We start from the raw sequence: 25,971 nt of genomic DNA, 5'->3' as shown, positions 1-25,971 counted from the left end.
CCGTTGGCCGAGTGGGCGAGCGTACGGGGCACATCGGTGAGGTCGTCGCGATTCGGGCCGGGGCCTGTCCGACCCGGGCCGGCGGTGCGGGCTATGACAGTTGCTCAGCGACCACCACCACGGAACACCTCAGCCACGGTACGCAGGAGCAACTTGGCGTCCAGCCACAGCGACCAGTTTTCGATGTAGTAGTTGTCGAACCGGGCCCGGTCGGAGATCGGGGTGTCGCCGCGAAGACCGCTGACCTGGGCAAGGCCGGTGAGACCTACCGGAACCCGATGGCGCATCGCGTAACTCGGGTACTCGGCGGAGAACTTCTCGACGAAGTGCGGACGCTCGGGCCGGGGACCGACCACACTCATGTCGCCCTTGATGATGTTCCACAGCTGCGGCAGTTCGTCCAGGGAGGTCCGGCGTAGAAAGCGCCCCACCGGCGAGACCCGCCGGTCGTTGGCGATTGACCAGGTGGTCCGGGATTCGTGCTCGTTGACCGGCCGCATGGTGCGAAATTTGATGATGTTGAAAGGCTGGCCGTGCCGCCCGATCCGTTCCTGCTGGAAGAAGATGCCACGACCACCGTCGAGGAACGCGAGGATGGTGCAGAGCAGCAGGATCGGACTGAGCACGAGCACTGCCGACCCCGCAATGACCAGGTCCGAGAAACGTTTCATCGCCCAGCGCGGGCCCGAAAGGGCCAGGTGACCTATCTTGACGATCGGAATCGCTCCTATGTGGTCGCCGTGCGACCTCGATCCCCACAGCCGGGGTACGGCCCAGAGGTCGCACCGGGTGACCCCCGGTAGGCAGAGAAGTTCCATCAGCACCGGCTCCGGGCAGTCCGGGTCGGCGATGATCAGCACGTGGCACTCGGCCAGCCGGACTAGCTGTTCGAGTTGGTCGAGGGTGCCGATCACGGGCACTGGCGAGGAGGTTGCCGGCGAGGGGCTGTTGACATGCCCGACGAACCGTAGGCCGTACCGGGGGTGGCGGCGTAGTAGTCGGGCGAGTTCCACGGCCGTCGGGCCGCTGCCGACGATGATCGCGTTGTGCTCCACCCAGCGGCGTCTGCGAGCGAGGGTGGCGATCTCCCGGGTCACCAGCCGGCCGACGATCACCAGTACGGCGGCGACCGTCACCCCCCGGATGAAATCGGCGAGGTACGCCGGGGAGTCGTGGCGCAGAGCGGCGACCACGGCGACCACGGCGGCGGCGGCCAGCAGCCGGCCGCAGAGGCTCGGCAACTCGTCGAGGATGCTCACGTGACGGCGGGCCCGGTAGAGCCCGCCGGTGGCGAAGGCGACCACGGTCAACACGGTCATGGCGAGGCTGCCGGGCCAGTGCTGCTGGGTGACCACGAGTGGGGACAGCAGCGCGGCAGCGTCGACCGGTGCCGTCAGCATCCAGGCGCGCAGCGCGCGGGTACGGATCGAGGTACGCGAAGCGGCATACGGCAGCACCGCTGTCACGTCGAGACCCGGTCGTACGTCGGTGCTGTCTGTCAAAGGGCTGGGGCTCGACCCTTTCGGCGAGGTCGGACGCTGGGTCCGACCGTCTTCATCGGACTCTGGGTTTCGGGCCTGCCCCTGCGGTGGTGGCGACCCGGCTTCGTCGGACGCGCTCTCGGCCGGGCAGCTCACCACAGGTTGCCGCGACATGTGCAGTTCCTCCCCCGTGAAGCGACACCGCTGGCGTCTGAGGAATGCCATAGGAGGATCGCAGGATACGACCGCCCGGTAGCCGCCACCGCCGCCAGGGCAGTTGCTGCCTACGTGCCGGAGCGGAGGATCTCTTCGATCGCGTCCCGGCGGACGGCATCGTAGAACGTCGAAGCCATTTCGGGGTCGTCGAAGACGACGCTTTCGCTGCCGACCCGCCCGGTCCCCTTTGTTGGATTCGTCATGAAGGTCAGGTCGCTGCCACGTAGCCCCCGCAGGTCCATCGCCATGTCCACCAGGGACATGTCCTTGTCCACCGAGACGGCGCTCGACGTGGCACGGACGAACGAATTGAGTGTGGCTGGATTCGCCAGGATGCCGCCGGAGGCGGCTTTGTCCAGAATCGCCTTGATCACCTGTTGCTGATGCTTGATGCGGGTGAAGTCGCCGTCGGCGAACTGCTTGCGCTGCCTGGAGAAGTCCAGCGCGGTGGAACCGTCCATCCGCTGTCTGCCCCGCTCGAAGCTGCGAAACGGGGGGTGGATCGAGGTGAACTGCTTCTCCGAATCCACCTCGATACCACCAAGCGCATCGATGATCTCCTTGAATCCGGCGAAGTCCACCACCAGCACGTGGTCAATTCGCACCTTTGTGTACATTTCGACTGTCTGCACCATCAGTGGCAGACCACCCCAGGCGTACGCGGCGTTGATCTTCGCGTCGCGACCTCCGCGGCCCTCCTTCGAGCGGGGCACGGCGACCCAGGTGTCTCTGGGGATCGAGACGAGTTGCGCTCCTGAACGGTCCTTCGGCACGTGCGCCAGGATGATGGTGTCCGCGCGTGAGCCGCCGGTGCTCTCCGGGTCGCGCGAGTCGCTGCCGAGGATCAGCAGATTCAACGCACCTCGGACCACCACCTCGGGCCGAGTCTCCTCGGGTACGTCGTCGAAGGCGTCGACCCGCTCGATGTCCGACTCGACCGACTTGAGATAGAAGCCGCCGGCAACCACCCCACCAACGCCTATCAGCGCCAGCACCAGCAGGCTGATCAGCGTGATTCGGAGCCATCGGCGACGCGGCCTCCGTGACGCCGCGTACGTCGCGGAAGCCTTCCCGTCGGTGCCCTCCACCGGCAGGTTCTCCTCCGTGGTTATGGTCCCCGCCTGCTCGCCACTTGACATGGCAGAGATGCTACTGATCTCAGGTTTCCGGTGCAGACCCCTGCCGGGCATCGAATGACCCATTGTTACCCGGGTGTTTCCCTCGGTCTGGTAGAACGCAGCGGTGGATGCCGTCAAGCTGCGTCGGGCGATCGCCCGTACCCGCCTCGCCCCTGTCGCCGCGTTTCCGAAACGACTTGTCGCGGTCGCCCGCCACGACGCCAGGGTGCTGCGCACCTCGGCCCGCTGGCTGGTCGGCTCGCGGGAGCACCACAACTACACCTACGAGTTGACCAAACTCAGCCGCAGTCACCTCGCCTGGTTCGTGAGCGTGGTCTGCGATGTGCCGGTCAAACAGGTCCGCGGGTATCTCGCCGAGATCGAGGCAGATGACGCGCTGCGGCAACACATCACCTCCTCGGTCGCCAGCGCCGCGCGTCGCGGCCTGGCCGACAAGCAGGTCCGGTACGCCCGCCGGATCGGCTGGTACGCGATCGTCCGTGCCCGTCGGCCGAAGCACATCGTCGAGACCGGCGTCGACAAGGGGTTGGGCAGTTGCGTGCTGGCTGCCGCGCTGTTGCGTAACGCGGCCGAGGGGCACTCGGGTCGGGTCAGCTCCATCGACATCAATCCGGAGGCCGGCTACCTAGCCCGCAGCGAGCCCTGGTCGCAGGTGATCGACCTGGTGATCGGCGACTCGGTCGAGTCGATCACCGCGCTGGACCGGCCGGTGGACCTGTTCCTGCACGACAGTGATCACAGCCGGGTCTACGAGAAGCGGGAGTTCGCCGCCGTCGAGCCTAAGCTGTCCCCGGGGGCGATACTGCTCACCGACAATGTCACCCACACCAATGTGCTGGCCGACCACGCCGAGCGCACCGGCCGGCGGTTCCTAGCCTACCGGGAAACCCCGGCGAAGCACTGGTACCCGGGGGACGGTATCGGCGTGGCATGGTAGCCGGGTGCGGCCGAGCGAGATCAACACAGGCCACCTCGGATCTGTCTTAGCTTTCCCTTAGCTCGCTTGTCCGGCCCAGCGCCGCTCCGGCAGCATGGGTGCACGTGACCGACGGAACCGACGGCCCCGCCGACCGGACCAAGGCCCAGCGTTCCCGGCTGGGACGTTGGCTGGCCGACGGGGCCGTCGCCGCACTCGCCTTGGTCCTCGGGCTGAGCCGCGCACTGGGCTCCGGCGCCGACGACGGCCGGCACGGCGGCCCGGCCGTACCGACCACGGATGCGGCACCCGCGCCGCTCGCCGCGTCGCCGGGCTGCGCCGGCCGACGGACCACCCGGTCGGCCGGGGACAGTCGCCTCAGGCGGCCTCGGAGCGTTCGTGCCGGTCCCGATTCAGTCCGAGCCACATCAGAATCTCGTCCCGGTCATCGCCGGGGGCGACCCGCAGCGCCCCGGGCCACCGACCCACCTCGCGGTACCCGAGCCGCCGGTAGAACCGGTCGAGGCCCAGCCCGCCGCGCACGGTCACCTGCAACCCGGCGAGGCCGATGTCCCGGGCGGTCCGCTCGGCCTCGCGCAGCAGCGCCTCGCCGAACCCACGGCCCTGGGTGTCGGGATGGACCATCACCCGGGTGAGCACCCGAAGGTGCGTCTTCAGGTGGAACCGTGGATCGGTGAGGATCGCCATGGCGACGAGCCGATCCTTGTCGTACCCGAGCAGCAACCGGTCCGGGCCGTCCGCGATGCCCGCCAGTGTGGGGTCGGCGATCGTGCGTACCTCGTCGGCGGTGACCGGTGCCACGAAGCCGACCGCGCCACCGGCGTTGGTCACCTCGACCCAGAGTTCGACGATCCGGGTTCGCAGAGCTGGGGCCAGCACGGGATCGTGGACGAAACGCAGGCTCATGTCGGACATCCTGGCCTGTCGTGGCCTGGTCCGCCCGGGATCGTGATGCTCTCGACAGGGACGCTGTGGTGCGGGAGGGGGGATTCGAACCCCCACGTCCTTTCGGACAATAGGACCTAAACCTACCGCGGCTGCCATTACGCCACTCCCGCCGGCCTGAGAGAGTCTAGAACGTCGGGCCGGACCGCTGTCGAGACCTCACCCCCCGGTACGTGCCGGGGCGGGGAGTCGGAGTGACTCAGTCCAGGCCGAGGTCGCGGCGGAGCTTCGCGACGTGGCCGGTGGCCTTCACGTTGTAGAGCGCCCGTTCGATTTTTCCGTCCTCGTCGATGACGAAGGTCGAGCGGATCACGCCGGTCACGCTGCGGCCGTACATCTGCTTCTCGCCGTACGCGCCGTACGAGGTCAGCACCGCCTTGTCGGTGTCAGCGACGAGCGGGAAGGTGATCGAATCGCGCTCGCGGAACTCGGCGAGCTTCTCCGGCTTGTCCGGCGAGATGCCGACCACCTCGTAACCGGCGGCCTTGAGCGAGGCCAACGAGTCGCGGAAGTCGCACGCCTGCTTGGCGCAGCCGGGGGTCATCGCGGCCGGGTAGGCGTACAGGACGACCTTGCGACCGCGCAGGGCGGCCAGGGTGAGCTGTTCACCGGCGTCGGTGGGCAGGGTGAATTCGGGCGCCGGGTCGCCGGGGGAGAGGCGGGCGGGTGCGGTCATGGCACGACACTACCGCCGCCCGGCGTCGATTCCCGGGGCAGCCGCCCACCGTGTGATGAAAGACGGCGTTCTTGCCAGCTATTGGCAACAGCATCGTATGGGAAATAGGCTCGGCCCTGCCGGCGGGCGCGGGTCCGCCGGCGCGTGGGAGGTCATGTGGAAACCCTGGCGATGCACATCTCCAACGGGATCATCAACGGTCCCGTCGCTGCCGCCTTCGCGGTGATCGCGCTGGCGGCGATGGCGTTCTGCGTCCTCCGCGGCCGGCAGGACCTGGACGACCGGCTGGCCCCGATGGCCGGCCTAGTCGCCGCCTTCATCTTCGCCGTCCAGATGCTCAACTTCCCGATCTTCACCGCCGGGGTCAGTGGCCATCTGCTCGGCGGCGCGCTCGCCGCCATGCTGGTCGGCCCCTGGGTCGGCGCGCTCTGCGTCGCGGTGGTGCTCGTGGTGCAGGCCCTCATCTTCGGCGACGGTGGGGTCGCCATGCTCGGACTCAACATCACCAACATGGCGGTCATCGGCATCGCGGTGGCCTACCTGGTGATCGCGTTGCTACTGCGGGTGCTGCCCCGGACAATGACCGGACTGACCATCACCGCCTTCGTCTCCGCGCTGGTCAGCGTGGTCGTCGCGGCGATGGGCTTCGTGATGCAGTACCAGCTCGGCGGCACCACCGACCTCGGCGGCAACCTGTCCGGACTGGCCGGGACGATGGCCGTGTCCCACCTGTTCATCGGCATCGGCGAGGGCCTGATCACGGCCACCACCGTGGTCACCGTGGCGAAGGTACGGCCCGACCTGGTGTATGCGTTGCGCGCCCTGAAGCCGGCCACGTCGACCACGCCGGCACCCGCCCCGGCGCTCGGAGGTGTTCAGTGAAGCGGTCCCTGGGGTTCATCTTCGGTGGCCTGCTCGTCGCGCTGCTACTGGCCGGAGTTGTCAGCAGCTTCGCCTCGTCGCACCCGGACGGGCTGGACTCGTCGCTACGCGACGGCTGCACCTTCGACGCCGACGACAAGATCACCGGCGGCAGCTGCCCCGCCCAGGAGGAGCAGGAGCACGAGATCGGCGGGCCGTTGGCCGACTACGGCATCTCAGGCCTCGACAACGATCTTCTCTCCACCGGGCTCTCCGGCGGGCTGGGGGTGCTGCTGACCTTCGCCGTGGCCGGTGGCGCCTTCTGGCTGGTCCGCCGGCGCGAGCCGGAGCAGGCGCCGGACCACGTCGCCGGCTCGCCGGAGGCCGGCCGGTCGGACCGGGCCGCCACCGATCCGACGGCTACCAACAAGGCATAGCGGAAGTGGCCGCCGGGCACGCCCACGTGCTGTACCGCGAGGTCGACTCGTCGGTGCACCGGCTTCCGCCGGAGGTCAAGATCGCGGCGATGGTGACGTTCACCATCGCCGTGGTCGCCACCGCCCGGGAGGCCCTCTGGGCCTTCGGCGCGTACGCCCTGCTGATCGTGGCCGTAGCGGTGTTGGCCCGGGTGGAGGCCCGGTGGCTGCTGCTCCGCTCGACGATCGAGCTGCCGTTCGTGTTCTTCGCCGTGGCCCTGCCGTTCCTCGGCGCCGGTGAACGAATGGACGTGGTCGGGCTGAACCTCTCCGTCGACGGCCTCTACGGAGCCTGGAACATCGTCGCCAAGGGCACCCTGGGCGTGTGGGCGTCGCTGCTGCTGGCGGCGACCACCACCACCCGCGACCTGATCGTCGGGCTGGACCGGCTGCGTTGCCCGCAGATTCTCACCCAGATCGCCACTTTCATGTTGCGCTACCTGGACGTGCTGGTCGGCGAGGCCCGCCGGATGCGGGTCGCCCGGATCTCCCGTGGCGACGACCCACGTTTCGTGTGGCAGCTGCGCGGCTTCGCCGCCGGCGTCGGGGCGCTGTTTCTGCGCGCCTTCGAGCGGGGCGAGCGGGTCTACCTGGCGATGGTGTCTCGCGGCTACACCGGCCGGATGCCGGCGGTCTGGCAGGGCGCAGGCGTCGCCACGACCGGGCAGTGGCTTGTCGCGGCCACCGTGCCGGTCCTGGCGGGCGCTGTCGCCGTCACCGCCGCCGTACTGACATGATCGGGCGGTGCAGCCCACCGCACCCAGCCTGGAGATCCGTGGCGTCCGGTACGCGTACCCGGACGGTCACCTAGCCCTGCACGGCGTCGACCTGACGGTGGCCCGGGGTGAGCGGGTCGCCCTGCTCGGCCCCAACGGTGCCGGCAAAACCACACTGGTGCTGCACCTCAACGGCATCCTCACCCCGACCGAGGGCCACATCGTGGTCGGCGGCCTGGCGGTCAGCTCGGAGAGGGCGAGGCTGGTGGAGATCCGTCGGCGGGTGGGCATCGTCTTCCAGGATCCGGACGACCAGCTTTTCCTGCCCACCGTCGCCGAGGACGTGGCATTCGGACCGGCGAACCTCGGGCTGCGCGGGGCGGAGCTGGCGTCGCGGGTGGACGAGGCGCTGGCGGCGGTCGGCATGTCCGAGCACCGCGACCGGACCCCGCACCACCTTTCCTTCGGCCAGCGCCGCCGGGTGGCGGTGGCCACCGTTCTCGCCATGCGTCCCGAGATCCTGGTGCTCGACGAGCCCTCGTCCAACCTCGACCCGGCGGCCCGGCGGGAACTCGCCGGCATCCTGCGCGACCTGCCGGTCACGCTGCTGATGGTCACCCACGACCTGCCGTACGCCTTCGAGCTCTGCGACCGCTCCGTCATCCTCGACGCAGGGCGGATCGTGGCCGACGGGCCGACCGCCGAACTCCTCGGCGACGAGGAGTTGCTGGCCCGGCACCGCCTCGAACTGCCCTACCTCTTCCGTCCCACCCGAGGAACCACGCCGGTCAGGGAGTAGTAGCCGCCGCGCGGCGGCCGGTGGCGTGCAGGCGCAGCACGGCGGCGGCCAACGCGCCGGCACCGGCGACGAGGACGAGAACGACCAGCAGCCGGGCGGCGGTGGCCGGCCACGGCATCGGGACGACGGCACGGGCCAGCACTGCGGCGTTGGTGACGCCGGCGAACAGGGCCAGACATGCTCCGGTCAGCGCCACCACGAAGTCGGCGTGCGCGCCGGCACGAGCCGTCGCCCAGCCCGCGGTGGCGATCGCGCCGAGCCCGGTCAGCAGGGCCCACACCGGGCCGGTCAGCAGCCCGACGAGCATGCCGCCGACCCCCTCGGCTCCGGCGTCGAGCACCCGCCCGACGGCGAGCACGACGGCCGCCACCCCGCCGACGACCAGCAGCCCGCCGAGGGCGACCAGCACTCGCCGGCCCGGGGCCGAGGCCGCCGGCAGCAGCCCGAGGGCGCCCACCGCCAGCATGCCGAGCGTGACGGCCACCCACCAGGCGTAGGCGTCCGGCGGCGGCACCCAGTCCAGGGTGCCGCGCAGCTCCACCGGCCCGTCGGCGTCGCGCAGCGGCACGACCCAGTCGCGTACCCGGTGCTCACGTTCGGGGGCGGCGCGGACCTGCGCGGGCGGTCCCGCCCCGCGCCACAAGGCGCGCTGGTCGTGCCAGCGGGCGGTGCGCCCACCGTCGACGCGCCGCCACTGCGGGGCGACCGCCGGATCCACCTCGGTGGGCAGCACGGTGTCCCCGACGATGGTGCGGTTCAGGTAGGTCGCGGGGGAACGAATGTTCTCGAATACACCGTCGGGCCCCACCCGCAGGTACGGCTCGCCCGAGTAGCCGATCACCTCGACCGGCTCGCTGCCGGCGTTGGTCAGCTCCAGGCGGGCGCCCGCCTCGATCACCCGTACCCGAAGCTCCGGCCGGGCCGGGGTCACGCCGGTGACCTCGACCCGGTAGTCGGTGCCGTCGGGGGCGTCCGCGCCGTGCGCGAGCGCTGGGGTGGCGGCCGCGACGAGCGCGGTGACCGCCCCGGCGAGCAGCAGCCCGGCCCGACTCAGTAGGGACCGGGTCGGTGGAGCCGGAATCACCTGCCGGCCGCCTCCACCGCGGCAATGATGTTCTCCGGCGTCCACTCCCGCACCGGCTCCCCGTCGACCAGGATGGTCGGTGTGCCGGTGACGTCGGCGCGGCTCGCCTCGGCGGTGACGTGCGCGGTCCACGACCGGTACCTGCCGTCCCGGACGCAGCTGCCGAAGGCGTCCCGGTCCAGCCCGACCTCGGCACCGATGTCGATCAGCTCGTCGTTGCTCAGGCCGGCGCCGCCCTCCGGCGGTTGCCGCTCGAACAGTGCCTTGGAGAACTCGGTGAACCGCCCGCCCTCGGCGGCGCAACCGGCCGCGGCCGACGACCGGGTCGAGTATTCGGTGCTGGAGTAGCGGTTCAGGTACGCCACCGGGTGGTACACCACCCGAACCTTGCCGTCGCTGATCAGCTGTTCGACGGTGGCGCCACTGCTCTGCTCGAACTGCTTGCAGGCCGGGCAGAGGTAGTCCTCGTAGATGTCGAGGGTCACCGGCCCGGAGCCGACCACCACACCGGTGCCGGCGTCGTTGGCGCCCGGTGGCGCGGCGTACTCGTCGGACTGCTGGCCCGACCAGACGCTCCACCCGATCAGGCCGGCGATCACCAGCACCACCACCGCACCGAGCGAGATCCACAGCGTCCGCTTGCGGCGTCGCTCCCGGGCCAGCTGTTCCCGGACCACCCGGGCCGCGTCCTTGCGCCCCTTGCGATTACTCATCATCGTCCTCCACCGGTTCGCCCGTCAGCGCGCCGTCAGCCGAGACGGCGGTGCGGGGCCAGATCAGCAGGAACCCGGCCAGCGCCAGGAAGCCCAGGTCCCGGAGGATCTCCGGGAGGTAGCTGGGGCGCTGGCCGGCTGGCAGTGCGCCGCCCACCCCGAAGCAGCCGCAGTCGATGGCCAGCCCACGCGACCAGGCCGAGACGATGCCCGCCACGAAGACCAGCAGCAGCGCCACGGAAACCCCGGCGACCAGCCGAGTGGCCAGCCCGACCAGCAGCAGCGCGCCCAGCGCCAACTCGACCAGCGGCAGCGCCGCGCCGACCACCATCGCCACCTCGTACGGCAGGATCTGGTAGGCGTGCACCGCACGGCCCGAGGCGGCCAGGTCACCCACCTTCGACCAGCCCGCGTACAGCCAGACGGCCGCCAGGCCGAGTCGGACGGCGAGCCCGAGCCAGGGACGCCAGCTGCGCAGCTTCACGTTCACCCGGCCAGCGCCTCACCGACCGCGTCGACAAGTTCGGCGCGGGCCCGGGCCACCCGGGACCGGATCGTGCCCACCGGCACCCCCTCCACCGCGGCGGCCTCGGCGTACGACAGGCCCAGCAGTTGGGTCAGCACGAACGCCCCCCGCCGCTCGGTGGCCAGCCGGCGGACCAGGTCGGCCGCGCCGAACTGCCCGGCCGGGTCAGGGTGCGGCACGTCGGTGTGGGCATGGGCGGTGAGCCGCTGGTCGAGCCGCCGCCGCCGGACCACCGTGCGCAGGTGGTCGGCGCAGGCCCGCCGGGCAATGCCGAGCAGCCAGGTACGGGCACTGGACCGCCCCTGGAAGGCGGGCAGCGCGCGGAACGCACGGAGGTACGTCTCCTGGGTCAGATCGTCGGCGCTGTCCGGATCGACCAGCGCCGCCGCGAATCGCCACACCTCGGCCTGGGTGGCCCGGACGAAGGCGGCCTGGGCGACCGGGTCACCGCCGCGGGCGGCGAGCGCCCAGCCGGTGGTCGAGTCTGCGCTGGTCGGCTCCGCCGCACGGGCGTCGGCCGCGACGTGCTCGGCGGCGGCGCGGACGCCGCGCGGGACAGGGATCACGACAAACCAGGTTACGCGGCGGTGCGGTGGGCGGCAGGGTCCTTCGGCCCCTCGATGGCCTGGACCACTTCGGGAACTTTTCCCGTGTTCCTACCGACTAACCGCTCATGACCAGCGCCCCCGGACCCGCGCGTGTGTCGCGCCGGGGTGGCGGTGCGGTGCCGGCGACCGGGGTGGGTCGCCGAGATGGGATGCCGTCAGCGAGCATGACGGGCATGACTGCCGTCCATCGCCGCCGATTCGCCCGGTTGGCCGCCGCCGCCGGCCTGTTCGTCACCGTTGTCGCCCTGCTGCTCGCCCCCGCCGGCCCGGCCAGCGCCCACGCCGTGTTGAACAGCAGCAGCCCGGCCGCCTCGACCGTGGTGCCCACCGCGCCGGCCGAGGTGGTACTCACGTTCAGCGAGGCGGTCCGCAAGGTGCCGGACCGGATCCGGGTCATCGCGCCGGACGGGTCCCGAGCGGACCGGGGCGAGCCCTCCTTCACCGGCGGTGTGGTCAACATCCCCGTGGACGCGGCCGGCGGCAACGGCACCTATCTCGTCACCTACCGGGTGATCTCCGCCGACAGCCATCCGGTCTCCGGGGCGTTCACCTACTCCGTGGGTGCCCCGTCCGAGCCGCCGGTGGACACCGGTGACGGCGGCCGGGAGAACGCGGTGGTCGCCAACGCGGTCAAGGTCGCCAAGTTCCTCGGGTACGCGGGCCTGCTGCTGGTCGTCGGGCCGGCGCTGGTACTCGCCCTGCTCTGGCCGCGTCGGCTGTCCCGCGCCGGACCGGCCCGGCTGGCCTGGGTCGGCCTCGGGCTGGTGGCGCTGTCCACGGTCGCGGCGATCCTGCTACAGGTGCCGTACACCAACGGAGGCGGGCTGTTCGAGATCACCGGCGACGGGTTGAGCCTGGTGCTCGGCAGCGCCTTCGGGGCCGCCCACCTGGTCCGCCTCGGTCTGCTGGCGGCGACGGCGTTCCTGCTCCGACCGCTGCTGACCGGCCCGGTAGGCCGTACCGACCTGATGATCCTCGGCGTGCTCGCCGGTGCGGCGCTGCTCACCTGGCCGATGGCCGGACATCCGGCGGCCTCGCCCGCACCCGCGGTGTCGGTGGTCGTCGACGCGGTGCACCTGGGTGGCATGGCCGTCTGGCTGGGCGGCCTGGTGATGCTCGCCGGGTTCCTGCTGCCCCGCGCCGACGAGCGGGAACTGGGTGCGATCCTGCCGATCTGGTCGCGCTGGGCCGCGCTGGCCGTCTCCGCGCTGCTACTCGCCGGCCTCGTCCAGGCGCTGATCGAGGTGGCCACCCCCGCGGCGCTGGTGAACACCCCTTATGGGCGGCTGGTGCTGGCCAAGATCGGGCTCTTCGTGGTGGTCATCGCGGTGGCCGCGTACTCCCGGCAGTTGGTGCGTACCCGGGCCGCCGCTAGCCGACCCGTGCCGGTACGCCGGGCGGTGTGGGTGGAGTTGGCGATCACCGCGATCGTGCTCGGGGTCTCGGCCACCCTGGTGCAGACCACCCCGGCCCGTAGCGTGTCGACGGACGTGGCTGCCGACAGCGGCTACTTCAGTACCACGGTGAACAGCTCGCTCTACTCGTTGCAGATCGAGATGTCACCCGCCGAGCGGGGCAACAACTCGGTGCACTTCTACGCGTACACACTGGACAATCAGCCGTTGCCGGTGATCGAGTGGCGGGCCACCGTCGCGCTGCCGTCGGCCGGGATCGAAGCGATCCAGGTTCCGCTGCTGCCGCTCACCGACAACCACGCCACCGGGGAGATCAGCCTGCCTTCTGCGGGGGACTGGGAGCTGCGGGTCACCGCCCGTACCACCGAGATCGACCAGGCCACGGTGACCGCCACCGTGCCCATCAAATAGGAAGGTTCCATCGATGATCCGTCAACGGCGTACGGTAGGCACCGCTGCCGCCCTGGCGCTCGGCGCCGTCGTCACGGCCGTGTTCGGCTTCGCGGCGCCCGCGTCGGCCCACGTCACGATCAATCCGGACGTCGCCGAGCAGGGCGGGTACGGCCGCTTCGCGTTCCGGGTGCCGAACGAGAGCGACGAGGCGTCGACCACCAAGGTCGAGGTCTTCCTGCCAGAGGACGCGGCGATCGGCTCGGTGTCCACCACGCCGGTGCCGGGCTGGACGGTGGTCGTGGAGAAGCGCACCGTCGACCCGCCGGTCCTGGTGCACGGCGCCGAGATCTCCGAGGTGGTCGCGAAGGTCAGCTGGACGGCCGGGGCCGGCACGGCGATCGGCCCGGGCACCTTTCAGGAGTTCCCGGTCCTGCTGGGCCCGTTGCCGGAGACCGACCAGATGGTTTTCAAGGCGTTGCAAACCTACTCCGACGGCGCGGTGGTGCGCTGGATCGACGAGCCCGAGCCCGGCGGCGAGGACCCGGCGACCCCGGCGGCGGTGCTGACCCTGACCGCCGCCGGGGTCGCACCGTCGCCGACCGGGGCCGCGGAGGCACCCGCCGCCGCAGACGACTCGACCGGGGGCGACTCCGGTGACGGGCTGGCCGTCGGGCTCGGTGTCGCCGGCCTGGTCGCCGGGCTCGGTGGGCTGGTGCTCGGCGGGCTGGCCTTCGCGCGGGGCCGGCGCGAGCGCGACCCGGTCCAGGGTGACCAGGCGGCACCGGCGTCCTGACCCGTACCGTCCACGGGCCCGCCGGATCACCCGGCGGGCCCGCCCGCTTTCGACGACCGTGCCGTGGATATCCGCTGATCAGCCGGTCGGCATGGGTAAGGTCGGCCGGGTATCTGGCTACGGAGGGGGACAGGGCGGATGCGTTTCGTGTGGGCGCTGACCGGGATGCTGCTGCTGACCATCGGCACCGCCGCGCTGCTGAGCGCCGCCGCGCTCGGCCTGCTGACCGGCCGTGCCGACCCGGGCGGGGCGTTCACCGCCCGGTTCGAGACGGTGCAGACTCCGGGGCATGCGGTGGTGGTGACGGACCTCGACGCGCTGATCCGGCAGGAGGCGCCGTTCGCCCGGGGCGGTCAGGCCCGACTGCGGCTGGAGGCCCGCACCCCCGACGGGCCGGCCTTCGTCGGGCTGGCACCGGCAGACGAGGCGCAGCGCTGGTTGGCCGGAGCGCCACACGCCGTGGTCGGGCGGATGGCGCTGGCCCGGGGGCCGCTACCGGTCCGGCTGGAGCAGGTCACTGCGGCGGTCGGCGTGCCACCGACCGTCCCGGCCGGACCTGGCGCGCAGACGTTCTGGGTACGCGCCGGGAGCGGTGCACTCGAATTTAGCCCCGCCGACCTGGCCGGTCAGCGGCTGAGTCTGGTGCTGATGCGACCCGACGGTGGGCCCGGGGTGACACTGGATCTGCGGGCCGAACTGCGGGCAGGGTGGATTGTGCCGGCCACCTGGGGCTCACTGGCCGGCGGCATACTGCTGGTGGTCCTCGCCGCGCTGCTGTTGCTGCGCCCGCTTCGCCCCCGCGAGGTGATCTTCGTGGTCGAGCCCGACCAGGTGCCGGTGCTGGCCGGTCGCCTCGGTCTCACCTCGCTCACCGGCCTCGGCGCGCCGACCCAACCTGGCCCCCGCCGGCTGCCCGAACGCCAACTCGTCTCGGTGGCTGCCACCGTGCCCCTCGCTCCCCGGCCAGCGATCGGCCCCGTCCCCCGCCCGGAAACCCTCGCCGACCTTCCCACCCTTCCACTCCCACTCCCATCCCTGCGCCCCCCAGCCCCACCCCACTAACTCTTGCCGATGGCACTCTGACCTAAGCGGTTGAAGGGCCGTATCGGCAAACCGGGGCTGCAGGACCGGCGAAGGGCGCGCGGCGGGGGAGGGGCGGCGGGGTCAGTGGGGGGTGGGTGTCTGGGGGATCGAGGGTGGTTTGGGGGTCTGGATGCTTGTTCGCGCCAGCGTGGGGCGGATTGGCAAGGCGAGCAGCAGGGCGAGGCAGAGCAGCACGTAGCCGTTGCGGAGCAGGAACTCCCAGGGGGTGCTGGTGGGCGCCGGAGCGATGCCGAAATCGTAGAAGGAGACCACGCCGTACACGATGATCGCCGCGGTGCCGAGGGAAAGGGCACCCAGCCGGCGGCGTCGGCGTGCCCCGGTGGCGGTGCGCGGGTCGGTGCGCAGCGTCGCGTCGACCAGGATCACCACCGCCGGGATGAACCAGTAGATGTGGTGAGTCCAGGTGATCGGGCTGATCAGTGCCGCGACCAGGCCGGTCAGCGTCAGGCCGGTGAGCGCGTCCCCGGCCTGCGCCGCCCGCACCGCCCGCCACAGCCCGTACCCGGCGACGACCGCGACCAGCACCAGCCAGACCAGGCGGCTCGGCTCCTCCGGCGCGGTGAGCCGACTCAACAGCCCGAACAGCGACTGATTGCCGGTGTAGTCGGTGCGGCCGACCCGGTCGGTGGCCCACAGCTCGTGGGTCCAGAAGCGCCACGAGTCGCCGGGCGCGACCGCCGCGGCGAGCAGGGTCGCCCCGGCGGCGGTCGCGCCGGCCACCACCGCCGCCCGCCAGCGCCGGCTGAGCACCAGGTAGACGACGAAGATCGTTGGAAACAGCTTCAGCGCCGCGGCCAACCCGATGCCCACCCCGGCCCAGCGGCTGCCACGGGGTACGGCGAACAGCAGGTCGGCCAGGATCAGCACCACCAGCAGCATGTTGATCTGCCCGAAGGTGATCGTCTCCCGGGTACTCTCCACCCCGAGCACGACCAGCACGCCCACCGCCAGGGTGTACAGGTGCGGCAGGCGATGCCGGCGGATCACCGGGTCGAGCAGCCACTTCGTGGTGACCACCACCCCGAGCAGGGTCAGCCCGGTGAAGACCACCACGGTGGCGCCCAGCTTCAACGCGGCGAACGGCAGCAGCAGCAACGCGGCGAACGGCGGATAGGTGAAGAACAATTCGCCCTGCACCCGGTCGGGTTGCGCGTAGTCGTAGAGCGGGTTGCCGGCGGCCCACCAGTCCATCGCCGACATGTAGATCTTCAGGTCGAAGAAGTTGTGGATGGTCCCGGGCAGGTAGAGCACCGGAATCACCGACGCCATCGCCAGCACGCCCACGACCCGGCGTGCCATCCGGCCACCAGGGTCGTCGAGGTCGACGCTGGACGCTGTGGCGGGTTCGGCGGGCACGGGAAAGACCCTAGCGGTCAGCGCGGCCCACGGCGCGCAGCCACGGGTCTTGGGCTGCGCGTAGGCTGTCCGAGTGGCTGATCTTCTCGTCTGGATCGACTGTGAGATGACCGGGCTCGACCTCGGTGGCGACAAGCTGATCGAGGTGGCGGCACTGGTCACCGACCCTGATCTCAACGTGCTCGGCGACGGCGTGGACGTGGTGGTCCACGCCGACGACGCGGCGCTGGCCGCGATGCCGGAGATCGTCCGCACGATGCACGCCAAGTCCGGGCTGACCGACGAGGTGCGCCGCTCAACGGTCACCCTGGCCGAGGCCGAGGAACGGGTGCTCGACTTCGTGACCCGTCATGTGAAAGAGCCGCGTACCGCCCCGCTCTGCGGCAACTCGATCGCCACCGATCGGGGGTTCATCACCCGCGACATGCCGCGTCTCGACGCCCACCTGCACTACCGCATGATCGACGTCTCCTCGATCAAGGAACTCTGCCGCCGTTGGTACCCCAGGGTGTACTTCGGTCAGCCGCAGAAGGGCTTGGCCCACCGGGCACTGGCCGACATCCGGGAGAGCATCCGGGAATTGCAGTACTACCGGCGCACCATCTTCGTCCCGCTGCCCGGGCCGGACGTGGAGAGCGCCAAGGCCATCGCCGCCGAGCTCTGAGCGCCGGCTCCCGGCCGCCGGTCGGCGATGCGCGCAACCCGCTGGACGGGGCTGGCCGTGGTGGGGGTATGATTTCCCCGCACCCGCCCCGGGGGTATGACCGGGTTCGGTGGCATGGTGGCTGTAGCTCAGTTGGCAGAGCACCGGGTTGTGGTCCCGGTTGTCGTGGGTTCAATTCCCATCAGTCACCCCACCTCAGGCCCCGTCTCCAGACGGGGCCTGACCCATTCCCACCCCCCTGACCCCCGCGCGCCACCCACCGCTTGTCCCCCGCCGATCTAGGGAAGAACGTCGCTAGTCGATCTCCAGGAGCGACGATGTGCCCTAGATCGGCGAGGGTGGTTGGGCGGTGGGTGGGGGTGGGGGTGGGGGTCAGGCTGGCTGGTGGGGGAGGGCGCTGCCCTTGACGTACTCGTCCCAGTTGACGTTCCAGTCAGTCCAGCCGTTGCCGAGCTGAAGCTTGCGTTCGGTGCCCTTGACCACGATCGGATCACCGACCGTGGTGTTCTTGTACAACCAGGCTCCGTTGGTCATCGAGACGTTCACGCAGCCGTGTGAGACGTTGGTGGTGCCCTGCTGCCCCTCCGACCAGGGTGCGGCGTGGATGAACTCGCCGCCCCAGGTCAACCTCTGGGCATAGTCGATCTTCGTCCGGTAGCCGTCGTCGGGGCCCAATTCGTCGAACGTGTCGAAGACCGTCTTGCGCAGCTTCTCCATCACCACCATGGTGCCGCTGGAGGACGGGGTGCTCTTCTTGCCCAGACTCACCGGGATCGTCTTGATCGTCTCGCCGTTCTTGACGACGGTCATCCGCTTGGTCTTGTTGTCCACGGTCATGACCAGCTTCGGACCGATCTCGATGTCGACAGTCAGGTCGGCCCGGCCGTACCAGCCGTCGCCGAGCGGCAACCCGCCGGCCTGCACCCGGTACGACACTTCGCTGCCGGCCTGCCAGTACTCCTTCGGTCGGTAGCGGACCTCGGTGGGGCTGACCCAGTGCCAGATGCCCTCCTGGGCCGGCGTCGAGGTCACCGTCATCCGGCGTTGCAGGTCGGCCCGGTACTGCTCCGGAATGGCCCGGCCGAACTTCACGATCAGCGGCATGGCCACCCCGACGGTCTGGTCGTCGCCTAGGAAGCTGCTGACGCGCACCTGATTGTCCGGCTGCTTCATCACCGTGAAGGCGCTGGTGGCGGTTACCGGAAGTCCGTCGTCGCCGGTCGCGGTGACAGTCGCGGTGTATGTCCCGCCATACGTTAACGCCTTCGACGGCAGCCAACTCTTACCGTCGGCGGTGAGGTCCCCCTCGACCGTCTCGCCGTCGGCGCCGGTCAGCTCGACCTTGGTGTCCTCGGCCTCCTTCGCGGCGAAGGCGATCGCCGTGGAGGCAGGCACGTCCTTCGCGTCGGCGGCCGGCTCGCTGATGCCGACCGAAGCCTTCGCGGCCGGCTGGTCGGTACCGTCCTGCCAGCCTGGCCCGCCGTCGCCACCCTCGCCGCCCGTGCAGGCGGAGGTGAGCGCCAACGCCGCGGCGAGTATCCCCGCGGCGAGTACCTTCCGCAGCCCGTTGCGCTGGTCCCGAACTCGCATGGTGTCCTCACAGTCCTGGTCCGCTGCCCGTCCACATCACAGACGCACCAGTTCACGTACCAGTTGCGGAAGGTGAACCGAAACACGTGGAGCGGGATGTCCGGATAGTGACAAAACCCGACCGGTCAGAGGCTCGGACCAGCGCCACCTTCCGGAACTGGCAACGCGCTGCCCTTGACGAAATCCGACCAGCTCAGGTTCCACGCCGTCCAACCGTTACCGGCAGCCAGCTTACGTTCGGTGCCGGTGATGGTGATGGGATCACCGATCTTCGTGCGTTGGAAGAGCCAGCGGGCGTCCGCCATGGAGACGTTCACACAGCCGTGGGAAACATTCTGCCGCCCCTGGACGTGCTCCGACCAGGGTGCCGCGTGGATGTACTCGCCGCCCCACGTGATCCGCTGAGCGAAGTCGATGTCGGTGACGTACCGGTTATCCGGGTCGGGGTCGTCCATAGTGTCGAACACGGTCGACTCCTTCTTCTCCATCACCACCAGAGTGCCGCTGGACGAGGGAGTCTTCTTCTTGCCCAGGCTCACCGGCAGGGTGCGAACCAGCTTCCCGTTCTCGTACACCCGCATCTGCTTGTCGGAGTTGGCCACCTTCATCTCGAAGGCGGACCCGATCTTGGCGGTGGTGGTGCGGTCGACGTTGCCGTACCGGCCGTTGCTCAGCGGGATGCCGGCCAGCGCGATGCGTACAGAAAGCATGGTGCCCGGCTTCCAGTACTCCGGCGCCCGGTAGTACGCCTGCGTGCCGTTGCCCACCCAGTGCCAGGCACCCGGCTGCGGCGGGTCCGTCTGCACGAACATCCGCTTCTGCACCTTGGCGCGGTCCTTCTCCGGGATGCCCGGGTGGAACTCCGCCACCACCGGCATCGCCACCCCGTACGTCCGGTCGTCAAAAAGGTAGAGCCCGGAGTTGATCATGGAGCCTGGCTTGGCCATCGTGGTGAACGTGCTAGCGCCCTCGCTGACTGTGCCGTCAGGCTGGCTCGCGGTGACCGTGGCGACGTAGCGGGTGGACCACTTCAGCGGGGCCGAGGGCACCCATGAGGAGCCATCCCTGCGCAGCGCTCCCTTGACCTCCGCGCCGTCCGCGGTGGTCAGCTTGACCTGCGTCACCTCCCCGCCGTCCGGCAGCTTCGCGGCAATCTCCACGCTGACCGGCCGACTCTTCGACCCGTCGGCCGGACTCACCGCCAACGGCGGCCCGCTCGGCGTCCCAGGTGTACCCGGTGTCGACGTTTCGGTCGCCCCCGGCGTCTCCCCGGGCACGAACTCGGCGGCCACCGGATCCGCACCACAGCCCGACAATGCCAGCGACGCCACCAGACCCAGAGTGCCCACCAACACCCCGGCCCGCGTGAACCTGCCCATCCCCACCCCTGTCGTTGCCCACCTGGCGGACATCGTGCCGTATAGGGCCGTCCGGCATGAACCCGTCCCATGCCTTGTGAGGTGTTCACACGAAATGTCTGGAAAGCTCGTCCGAAGGGACGACCCTAGGATCGGATTGGAGCCCCATTCGGAGTGCGTGCTAATGTTCTCCCCGTTGCCAACGAGCGCCGCTAGCTCAACTGGCAGAGCAGCGGACTCTTAATCCGCGGGTTCGGGGTTCGAGTCCCTGGCGGCGCACCACCATTACCTGCTGAAACCGCTGTTTCGGAGTGATCCGGAGCAGCGGTTTTCGCGTTCCTGGTCACCGACTGGTCACGTCGGTTTCTGGGCACCAGCGCGGACGCCTTCTCCGCCGCCGCCCGGCCGACTCCCTCCAACAGGTGCGAGTAGGTGTCCGACGTGATCGACACCGAGGAGTGCCCCAGCACCTTCGACACCACCGCGATGTCGGCACCGGACGCCAGGCGCAGCGACGCCGCACCGTGCCGAAGGTCGTGCAGCCGTACCCGCCGGACGCCGGCCTCCTTCGCCAGCTCACGGAACCGCTTCGTCACCGCGTCGAGCGCCAACGGCGTGCCGTTCTCCCGGGCGAACACCAGGCCGTGATCCAGGTACGCGATGCCCCACTCCTCCCGCTCGGTCTGCTGGTGCAGCTGGTGGGCGAGCAGCACCCCGAGCGTCATGATGTCCAGCTCGACCCGGCGATCCTCACCGCTGGCCGTCTTCACCGGCCCGAACATGACGCCGCGGTGCCGCTCCGGGCAGTACGGGCAGGCCGGCAGATGGTCGTCGGGCAGGTTGATCTGGACGAGTTGCTGCCGAACGGTCAGCACGCCGGCGGCCAGGTCGACGTCATCCCAGCGCAGCCCGGCCGCCTCGCCTCGCCGCAGGCCGGTCGCGGCGACCAGCTCGAACAGGGCGCCCAGCCGGGCGTCGGTGGTGGCGTGGTCGAGGAAGCGGCCCAGCTCGGCCGGCTCCCACGGACGCACCTTCGGCCGTGGCGCGGTCGGCAGGTCGACGTTGACGGCCACGTTGAACGCGATGAGCTGCTGCCGTACCGCGCTGGTCAACGCCGACCGCAGCGTCGCGTGCACCCGCCGCACCGTCGCCGGACCGGGCCGACCCTCGGCGACCTTCCGCAGCATCGCCGAGACGTGCCCGGTGCGCAGGTCACGCAGCCGCAGGTGCCCGAGGTGGGGCCGGATGTAGTCGCCGATGTGCTGCCGGTACGAGCGGGCGGTGGTGACCCGCAGTCCGTCGGCCACCTTGGCGGCGATCCACTCATCGAGGAACGCGCCGACCGTCTTGCGCTCGTCGTGGGCGTACGTCCCGTCCGCGAGACCTTTCAGGACGGCGGCGAGGGCCTGCTCCGCCTCGCTGCGGTCGCGGTACCCGCCGCGGCGTTCCTGGCGCCGCCGGCCGTTCGCACCGGGGTCGAGGTCGGCGACGTAGTACCAGGTGCCGTGATCCTTCTTGCACGCTGGTGAACGCTTCCCGCCACCGCCGGTGACGCCACACGGGCACCGCTTGTAGACACTGCCCTTCATCGCAAGTGCTCCAGTTCCGGTGGTAGGTCGGGCAGGACAGCCACGCCACGTCGACGCATGTCGTCACGGATGCTCCGCAGCACCCGCTCGACGTTCTCGCGGAGGTGGGCGACCTCGTTGCGGAATGCGGGAGAGTCCAGAGACGCTGCCTCCGGCATTCGCTGGCGGGCCTTGGCAACCGCCTGCTGCCATTCCCACACCAGGTCATAGTGCTCGTTGTACCGGTGCACCGGGTACGCCGCGTCGTCATAGCTGGTCTCGTACCACTCGTGGAGTCCGCTCTCCGGGTCCTGGCGCCCATGACCGAATCGAGTCGCCGTCTCTTCCCGGAAGAGATCGTGTCGACCAGCGAACCAGAGCAGAGCCTCATCCGTGGCGGCGTTGCGACCAGGTAGAGCCTCCACCTGCGGTTCCTGGCCGAGCGGGTACAGCAGCTCGATCGGCGGCACTTCGAGCGCCCGAGCGAGGACGACCAACTCCGGAACGCTGATCGACTGCCGCTGTCCGCCTTCGAGTTTGGCGATCACCGAGCGGTCAAGCGGGTGCCCGAGGTCGCGGGTGCGGTCGGCTAGAGCCTGAGTGCTGAGCTTCCGCCCGCCGGGACCGCGTCCCGCCCGGTAGTAGGCAACACGGCGTCCGACGTGTGCAGCTACTCGCTGCGACCATCCCTCTGTTTGTTCCACAGCGGCACGTTATCGTCCCGCGCTGTGCGTTGACAACCCGCCGCGTGTCGGTCCATGCTTTGATCTGCCGCACCGCAAACAGGAGGCAGAATTCGCCATGGCGGAACAAAAGATGCGACGCGCGATGACGCTCAACGAACTGGTAGACCTGCCCGTCTCTTTCGACCTGATGCCGGCGTGCCGCGCCCACGGCATCGGTCGGACCCTCGGATACGAGCTGGCCAAGCGGGGCGAGTTCCCATGCCGTGTCTTGAAGATCGGCAACGCCTATCGGGTGACCCGCGCCGATCTCCTGCGATCCCTGGGCCTCGACCCCATGACGGCGAAGCCGGCCGAGCCGGTCGCCGCCTGACCACTGACATGAGCGAGGCCCCGGCCAGCACACCGGAGCCACCGCCACCACAACGCCGAGAGGACGAATCCCGGCATGAACACCGTACGACTCACCGCAAGCCCCGGGGCACACGGATGCCGCGCGTGGGGCGGATGCACCCCCGACGACCGGTGCGCCGAACACCGCGACACCGACCCGCAACCCGTCGGGGAACTGCTCGGCCTGGCGCTGCGCCTGATCGCCCCACCCGCGCCGCAGTGGCGCAAGCCGCAGCTGCGACTCATCCAGGGCGGCAAGCGGTGACCCGGCTCCCGGCGGCCGGCTTCTGCCCGCCCGGCGGCTGCCCCGCCCGCGTCGACGAGCTGGTCGAGCTCGCCGCCCTGCTGGCCTTCGCGCAGGGCCGGGCGTACGAACGCGCCGAACTGGCCGAGACGGAAGCCACATGGAAGCCGCTCGCCCGCAAGACCTACGAGCAGCAGGTAGCCGAACGCATGGCCTCCCTGCCCGGCCGCACTCCGGCGGCGCCGCTGCGCTTCGACGATTCCGAATGGCCGGCGGTGGCCGTACCCGGCGGCGGTGGGTTGCGGCTCGGTGCCGGGCAGGTCATCGACGCCGTGCCGGACTACCTGGCGCGGATCGGCGAGCCGGCCCCGTGCCACTGCGTGCGCCTGCCCGGCGACAAGCACCGATACCCCGACGACAGCAGCCCGATCGGAGCAGCAGCGTGACCGATGTGACCGGCGACGACTTCCTCGACCGGATCGAGGCAGCCGGCGGCTGGGTCGACGCGGCCGAGGAAGTCGGCGTCACCGCAGACGAGCCGCCGCCAGATGACGAAGACACCACGCTGTACCCGGCACCGTACGAGCCGCTGCCGGTAGCCCGGCGGCTCCTGATCGACCGCCAGGTCGACGGGGTCCTCACGATCCGGCGGTGGCGTGGCGGATGGATGGTGTGGCTCGGCCCTGCGTGGGCCGAGACTGAGCAGGGTGCGGTCGGATCCTGGGTGTGGGGTCACCTGGAGTACGCGACGTACCTCGACGTGAACGTGGACCCGCCGAAGGTGAAGCCGTGGCGTCCCAACTCCCGGCGGATCAGCGACGTGACCGCGGCACTGAGTGCGGCCACTTACCTCTCCGACACCGTCCAGCCGCCGATGTGGGCCGCGAAGAGGGCCGCGATGGGCCGCGAAGATACGTTGATCTTGGGCGCAAGTTTTCCCAGCTCAAACGGGTCGTGGACCGCATTGGACCTAACTGGACCTAGTAAATCTGGAAACTACATCTCTACCGCGAACGGGTTGCTGAACATCGCCACCCGCGAACTGCGTCCACACACGCCGGAGTTCTTCAACCTCGTGTCGGTGCCGTTCGATTACGACCCGGATGCGCCGACCCCGCAACGCTGGCTGAAGTTCCTCGCCGAGCTGTGGCCCGATGACCCCGACTCGGTGTCGGCGCTACAGGAGTTCTTCGGCTACGTCCTGTCCGGCCGGACCGACCTGCACAAGATCCTGCTCGTCGTCGGCCCGCCTCGCGGCGGCAAGGGAACCATCGCCCGGATCCTCACCGCACTGGTCGGCAAGGGCAGCATGGCCGGGCCGACCCTGGCGAGCCTAAACACGAACTTCGGGCTCGCGCCGCTGCTCGGCAAGCCGCTGGCGATCATCTCTGACGCCCGGCTGGCCGGGAAGGACAGTCACCAGGTGGTCGAGCGGCTGCTGACCATCAGCGGTGAGGACACGCTCACCGTCGACCGGAAGAACCGCGACGCGTGGACCGGCCAGCTACCGACCCGGCTGGTGATCCTGTCCAACGAGCTGCCCAGCTTCGGCGACTCATCCGGTGCCATCGCTACCCGGTTCGTCACGCTCGTGCTGGCCAACTCGTGGCTCGGCTCGGAAGACGTCAACCTCGGTCGCGACCTCAACGCCGAGCTGCCCGGCATCCTCAACTGGGCTCTCGACGGCCTGGAGCGCATCAGGGCCACCAACCGCATCACCGAACCGGAATCGTCCCGCGAGGCGATCATGGCCATGATGGACCAGGCCTCACCCATGTCCGCGTTCGTCCGCGAGGTGTGCGAGACCGGCCCCATGTACGAGATCCCGGTCGATGAGCTCTGGGACGCCTGGAAGGAATGGGGCCAGGAGAACGGCCGCGACAAGCCCGGCACCAAGCAGGCGTTCGGCCGCAACCTCCGGGCAGTCGTCCCCGGTGTGCGTCGCTTCCGCCCCCGTGATGGCGACAGCCGCCAACCGACCTACGTAGGTATCCGGTTGAGCCAAGAATCGGAAAAAGCTAGGTCCATCGCGGCCCAAGCGGACCACACCCCGGTTGGCCAGGGCAAACACGCGGGTGCCACATCGGCCGATTCGCGGCCCACTGCGGCCCACCGTGCGGTCCACGGTGCTGCGCCCCGCAGTGACGAAGCACTCCGGGAACTCGTCGACGAACTCGCCGCGCCACCGGCCACCCCCCACCACTGGTGGATCGGCAGCGGACCCGACACCCCGACTGCCCCGACTGCCACGCCCTACGCGCCCAGACCGAAGGGACCACCCGATGACACCCACACTGGCCCTCGACGCCCTCATGACGCACCCGCGCTATCCCGAGCTGGCCGCGAAGCTCCGCGCCCTCAGCCCGGTCGACCTCATCGACCAGGTCGACGCTGCCGCCGGCCACGCTGCCACCGTCATGGCGGCCAGCGCCCGCATTCTGCACGCTGGCCCCGCACGCGCCACCGACCCGGCCGATCTGCCCGACTGGCTACGCGTGAGCGTCCTCGACGCCCTCACCACCTGGGCAACCGGTGCTGGCCGCACATGCGCCCACAACCCCGACCCAAGCCGCCCCCAACCGGTGCTCGCCGCCGCGTGGAAGCCCGGCCTGGTCACCTGCCTGCCGTGCGTACGCCTGTTCGCGCTGCCCCGCGGTTCCGCACAGGAACGGACCTGCGACGCCTGCGGCCACCAGTGCGCCGACCTGGCCGGCGGCGACGGCATCCACCCGGCCATGGTGCAGCTCGGTCCACTGGTCTACCAGTACGGCGTGTGCGCCCGCTGCGTACCGTCCTCCGCCCGATGACCGGCGGCCCCGGCCCCGGTTCCTCGCGCACGGGCGCAGGCGTGGATGCATACGGCACGGTGCCTGTCCGGCGGTCTGGTCGTGGTGCCGGCTACGAGCACCGTGACGAGCTGCTCGCCGCGAACCGGGCGTTGGGTGCCGCCTTGTCGAAGCTGGCCCGTGACAGTGACCCGGCTGCCCGGCAGGCCGGTGTGGACATCGCGGTGACGGTGGCCGAGCTGGTGCGGCAAGCGACGGTGGCGGCCGGTGAGTCGTCGGGTAGGAGCCGGCGGGCGGCGGCTGAGGTGGCTCGCCGGTTGCCGCGTATGAGGGCGCAACTGGACGCGTTGAAGGCCCGTCTCGGCGAGCGGATGCCGTCCGGAGAGGTGACCACGCCGTGACCACCCTGCCCGCTACCTGCGCAAACGTGCCGCTCAGCGGATACCA

25 protein-coding genes, 3 tRNA genes and 1 pseudogene are annotated in these 25,971 nt (G+C 70.2%); 15 read left to right on the top strand and 14 right to left on the bottom strand.

Annotated elements, in window-relative coordinates; all coding sequences use genetic code 11:
- Window positions 1-104 precede the first annotated feature (104 nt).
- On the bottom strand, window positions 105-1,400 hold the full coding sequence (locus tag ACFHWY_RS17600) for a sugar transferase (RefSeq protein WP_416581348.1): 1,296 nt from the start codon (window positions 1,398-1,400) through the stop codon (window positions 105-107).
- A 365-nt stretch (window positions 1,401-1,765) separates the two neighbouring features.
- A complete protein-coding gene (locus tag ACFHWY_RS17595; RefSeq protein ID WP_416581281.1) occupies window positions 1,766-2,836 on the bottom strand; it encodes an LCP family protein in 1,071 nt (356 codons plus the stop codon).
- A gap of 103 nt (window positions 2,837-2,939) precedes the next feature.
- On the opposite strand from ACFHWY_RS17595, the gene ACFHWY_RS17590 reads away from it, so the two are divergent.
- Window positions 2,940-3,773 (top strand): O-methyltransferase, encoded by an 834-nt coding sequence (locus ACFHWY_RS17590; protein WP_416581280.1) that lies wholly within the window; start codon window positions 2,940-2,942, stop codon window positions 3,771-3,773.
- 357 nt (window positions 3,774-4,130) lie between these two features.
- Here ACFHWY_RS17590 and ACFHWY_RS17585 read toward each other — a convergent pair whose 3' ends face one another.
- From ACFHWY_RS17585 to bcp, 3 genes are all read right to left on the bottom strand, one after another.
- Window positions 4,131-4,679 (bottom strand): GNAT family N-acetyltransferase, encoded by a 549-nt coding sequence (locus tag ACFHWY_RS17585; protein ID WP_416581279.1) that lies wholly within the window; start codon window positions 4,677-4,679, stop codon window positions 4,131-4,133.
- 66 nt (window positions 4,680-4,745) lie between these two features.
- Window positions 4,746-4,831, bottom strand: a tRNA-Leu gene (locus tag ACFHWY_RS17580).
- Between the two features lie 86 nt (window positions 4,832-4,917).
- Entirely contained in the window at window positions 4,918-5,394 is a 477-nt protein-coding gene (gene bcp / locus ACFHWY_RS17575) for a thioredoxin-dependent thiol peroxidase (protein WP_416581278.1), read from the bottom strand.
- Window positions 5,395-5,550: 156 nt separating this feature from the next.
- On the opposite strand from bcp, the gene ACFHWY_RS17570 reads away from it, so the two are divergent.
- From ACFHWY_RS17570 to ACFHWY_RS17555, 4 genes are read left to right on the top strand one after another with little or no spacing between them, the layout of a single operon-like run.
- Complete coding sequence (locus ACFHWY_RS17570; RefSeq protein ID WP_416581277.1) at window positions 5,551-6,276, top strand: energy-coupling factor ABC transporter permease; 726 nt, start codon at window positions 5,551-5,553, stop codon at window positions 6,274-6,276.
- Complete coding sequence (locus ACFHWY_RS17565) at window positions 6,273-6,692, top strand: PDGLE domain-containing protein (RefSeq protein WP_416581276.1); 420 nt, start codon at window positions 6,273-6,275, stop codon at window positions 6,690-6,692. Before ACFHWY_RS17570 ends, ACFHWY_RS17565 begins: the two co-directional genes overlap by 4 nt.
- 5 nt (window positions 6,693-6,697) lie before the next feature.
- A complete protein-coding gene (gene cbiQ / locus ACFHWY_RS17560; protein ID WP_416581275.1) occupies window positions 6,698-7,468 on the top strand; it encodes a cobalt ECF transporter T component CbiQ in 771 nt (256 codons plus the stop codon).
- Between the two features lie 7 nt (window positions 7,469-7,475).
- A complete protein-coding gene (locus ACFHWY_RS17555; RefSeq protein WP_416581274.1) occupies window positions 7,476-8,246 on the top strand; it encodes an energy-coupling factor ABC transporter ATP-binding protein in 771 nt (256 codons plus the stop codon).
- Here the strand turns inward: ACFHWY_RS17555 and ACFHWY_RS17550 are convergent.
- The 4 genes from ACFHWY_RS17550 to ACFHWY_RS17535 are packed head-to-tail and all read right to left on the bottom strand — an operon-like array spanning window position 8,236 to window position 11,135.
- The gene (locus ACFHWY_RS17550) at window positions 8,236-9,330 is read right to left on the bottom strand and encodes a hypothetical protein (RefSeq protein ID WP_416581273.1); all 1,095 of its coding nucleotides are present in this window, start codon (window positions 9,328-9,330) and stop codon (window positions 8,236-8,238) included. The two genes, ACFHWY_RS17555 and ACFHWY_RS17550, sit on opposite strands and share 11 nt — an antisense overlap.
- On the bottom strand, window positions 9,327-10,043 hold the full coding sequence (locus tag ACFHWY_RS17545; RefSeq protein WP_416581272.1) for a thioredoxin domain-containing protein: 717 nt from the start codon (window positions 10,041-10,043) through the stop codon (window positions 9,327-9,329). The genes ACFHWY_RS17550 and ACFHWY_RS17545 overlap by 4 nt, the downstream gene beginning before the upstream one ends.
- The gene (locus ACFHWY_RS17540) at window positions 10,036-10,533 is read right to left on the bottom strand and encodes a MauE/DoxX family redox-associated membrane protein (protein WP_416581271.1); all 498 of its coding nucleotides are present in this window, start codon (window positions 10,531-10,533) and stop codon (window positions 10,036-10,038) included. The genes ACFHWY_RS17545 and ACFHWY_RS17540 overlap by 8 nt, the downstream gene beginning before the upstream one ends.
- Window positions 10,530-11,135 carry a sigma-70 family RNA polymerase sigma factor gene (locus ACFHWY_RS17535; RefSeq protein WP_416581270.1) on the bottom strand — a complete coding sequence of 202 codons (606 nt, stop codon included), beginning with the start codon at window positions 11,133-11,135 and terminating at the stop codon, window positions 10,530-10,532. The genes ACFHWY_RS17540 and ACFHWY_RS17535 overlap by 4 nt, the downstream gene beginning before the upstream one ends.
- A gap of 206 nt (window positions 11,136-11,341) precedes the next feature.
- On the opposite strand from ACFHWY_RS17535, the gene ACFHWY_RS17530 reads away from it, so the two are divergent.
- The 3 genes from ACFHWY_RS17530 (at window position 11,342) to ACFHWY_RS17520 (ending at window position 14,840) form a co-directional block, all read left to right on the top strand.
- Window positions 11,342-13,003, top strand: a complete 1,662-nt coding sequence (locus ACFHWY_RS17530) for a copper resistance CopC/CopD family protein (RefSeq protein ID WP_416581269.1) — start codon at window positions 11,342-11,344, stop codon at window positions 13,001-13,003.
- A 13-nt stretch (window positions 13,004-13,016) separates the two neighbouring features.
- Window positions 13,017-13,778, top strand: coding sequence for a YcnI family protein (locus ACFHWY_RS17525; protein ID WP_416581268.1), 762 nt, complete (start codon window positions 13,017-13,019; stop codon window positions 13,776-13,778).
- Between the two features lie 138 nt (window positions 13,779-13,916).
- Complete coding sequence (locus tag ACFHWY_RS17520) at window positions 13,917-14,840, top strand: hypothetical protein (protein ID WP_416581267.1); 924 nt, start codon at window positions 13,917-13,919, stop codon at window positions 14,838-14,840.
- A gap of 102 nt (window positions 14,841-14,942) precedes the next feature.
- On the opposite strand, the gene ACFHWY_RS17515 is transcribed toward ACFHWY_RS17520, so the two are convergent.
- Window positions 14,943-16,238: a glycosyltransferase family 87 protein gene (locus ACFHWY_RS17515; RefSeq protein WP_416581266.1), complete on the bottom strand. Its 1,296-nt coding sequence runs from the start codon at window positions 16,236-16,238 to the stop codon at window positions 14,943-14,945.
- A 73-nt stretch (window positions 16,239-16,311) separates the two neighbouring features.
- Between ACFHWY_RS17515 and orn the strand changes: the two genes are divergently transcribed.
- Complete coding sequence (gene orn, locus ACFHWY_RS17510; RefSeq protein ID WP_416581265.1) at window positions 16,312-16,902, top strand: oligoribonuclease; 591 nt, start codon at window positions 16,312-16,314, stop codon at window positions 16,900-16,902.
- Between the two features lie 117 nt (window positions 16,903-17,019).
- Window positions 17,020-17,095: transfer RNA gene (locus tag ACFHWY_RS17505), tRNA-His, on the top strand.
- Between the two features lie 179 nt (window positions 17,096-17,274).
- On the opposite strand, the gene ACFHWY_RS17500 is transcribed toward ACFHWY_RS17505, so the two are convergent.
- Window positions 17,275-18,492, bottom strand: a complete 1,218-nt coding sequence (locus ACFHWY_RS17500) for an Ig-like domain-containing protein (protein WP_416581264.1) — start codon at window positions 18,490-18,492, stop codon at window positions 17,275-17,277.
- A 125-nt stretch (window positions 18,493-18,617) separates the two neighbouring features.
- The gene (locus tag ACFHWY_RS17495) at window positions 18,618-19,871 is read right to left on the bottom strand and encodes an Ig-like domain-containing protein (protein WP_416581263.1); all 1,254 of its coding nucleotides are present in this window, start codon (window positions 19,869-19,871) and stop codon (window positions 18,618-18,620) included.
- Window positions 19,872-20,056: 185 nt separating this feature from the next.
- On the opposite strand from ACFHWY_RS17495, the gene ACFHWY_RS17490 reads away from it, so the two are divergent.
- Window positions 20,057-20,132, top strand: a tRNA-Lys gene (locus ACFHWY_RS17490).
- A gap of 194 nt (window positions 20,133-20,326) precedes the next feature.
- On the opposite strand, the pseudogene ACFHWY_RS17485 reads toward ACFHWY_RS17490, so the two are convergent.
- Both ACFHWY_RS17485 and ACFHWY_RS17480 read right to left on the bottom strand, forming a co-directional pair.
- Window positions 20,327-21,439 (bottom strand): annotated as a pseudogene (locus ACFHWY_RS17485) (tyrosine-type recombinase/integrase); the annotation flags it as partial.
- Window positions 21,436-21,966: a hypothetical protein gene (locus ACFHWY_RS17480; protein WP_416581262.1), complete on the bottom strand. Its 531-nt coding sequence runs from the start codon at window positions 21,964-21,966 to the stop codon at window positions 21,436-21,438. The pseudogene ACFHWY_RS17485 and the gene ACFHWY_RS17480, both read right to left, overlap by 4 nt.
- A gap of 253 nt (window positions 21,967-22,219) precedes the next feature.
- Here ACFHWY_RS17480 and ACFHWY_RS17475 point away from each other — a divergent pair, with 253 nt between their 5' ends.
- The 4 genes from ACFHWY_RS17475 (at window position 22,220) to ACFHWY_RS17460 (ending at window position 25,925) form a co-directional block, all read left to right on the top strand.
- Entirely contained in the window at window positions 22,220-22,474 is a 255-nt protein-coding gene (locus tag ACFHWY_RS17475; RefSeq protein WP_416581261.1) for a hypothetical protein, read from the top strand.
- 75 nt (window positions 22,475-22,549) lie between these two features.
- Window positions 22,550-22,759, top strand: coding sequence for a hypothetical protein (locus tag ACFHWY_RS17470; protein WP_416581260.1), 210 nt, complete (start codon window positions 22,550-22,552; stop codon window positions 22,757-22,759).
- A complete protein-coding gene (locus ACFHWY_RS17465) occupies window positions 22,756-23,184 on the top strand; it encodes a hypothetical protein (RefSeq protein WP_416581259.1) in 429 nt (142 codons plus the stop codon). The genes ACFHWY_RS17470 and ACFHWY_RS17465 overlap by 4 nt, the downstream gene beginning before the upstream one ends.
- On the top strand, window positions 23,181-25,925 hold the full coding sequence (locus ACFHWY_RS17460) for a phage/plasmid primase, P4 family (protein WP_416581258.1): 2,745 nt from the start codon (window positions 23,181-23,183) through the stop codon (window positions 25,923-25,925). Before ACFHWY_RS17465 ends, ACFHWY_RS17460 begins: the two co-directional genes overlap by 4 nt.
- Window positions 25,926-25,971: the final 46 nt, after the last annotated feature.

It is taken from the genome of Micromonospora sp. LOL_024, from assembly GCF_048060415.1.
Lineage (GTDB): Bacteria > Actinomycetota > Actinomycetes > Mycobacteriales > Micromonosporaceae > Micromonospora.
Note: the sequence above shows the minus strand (reverse complement) of the source record. Positions and strands in the feature narration are given on the sequence as shown.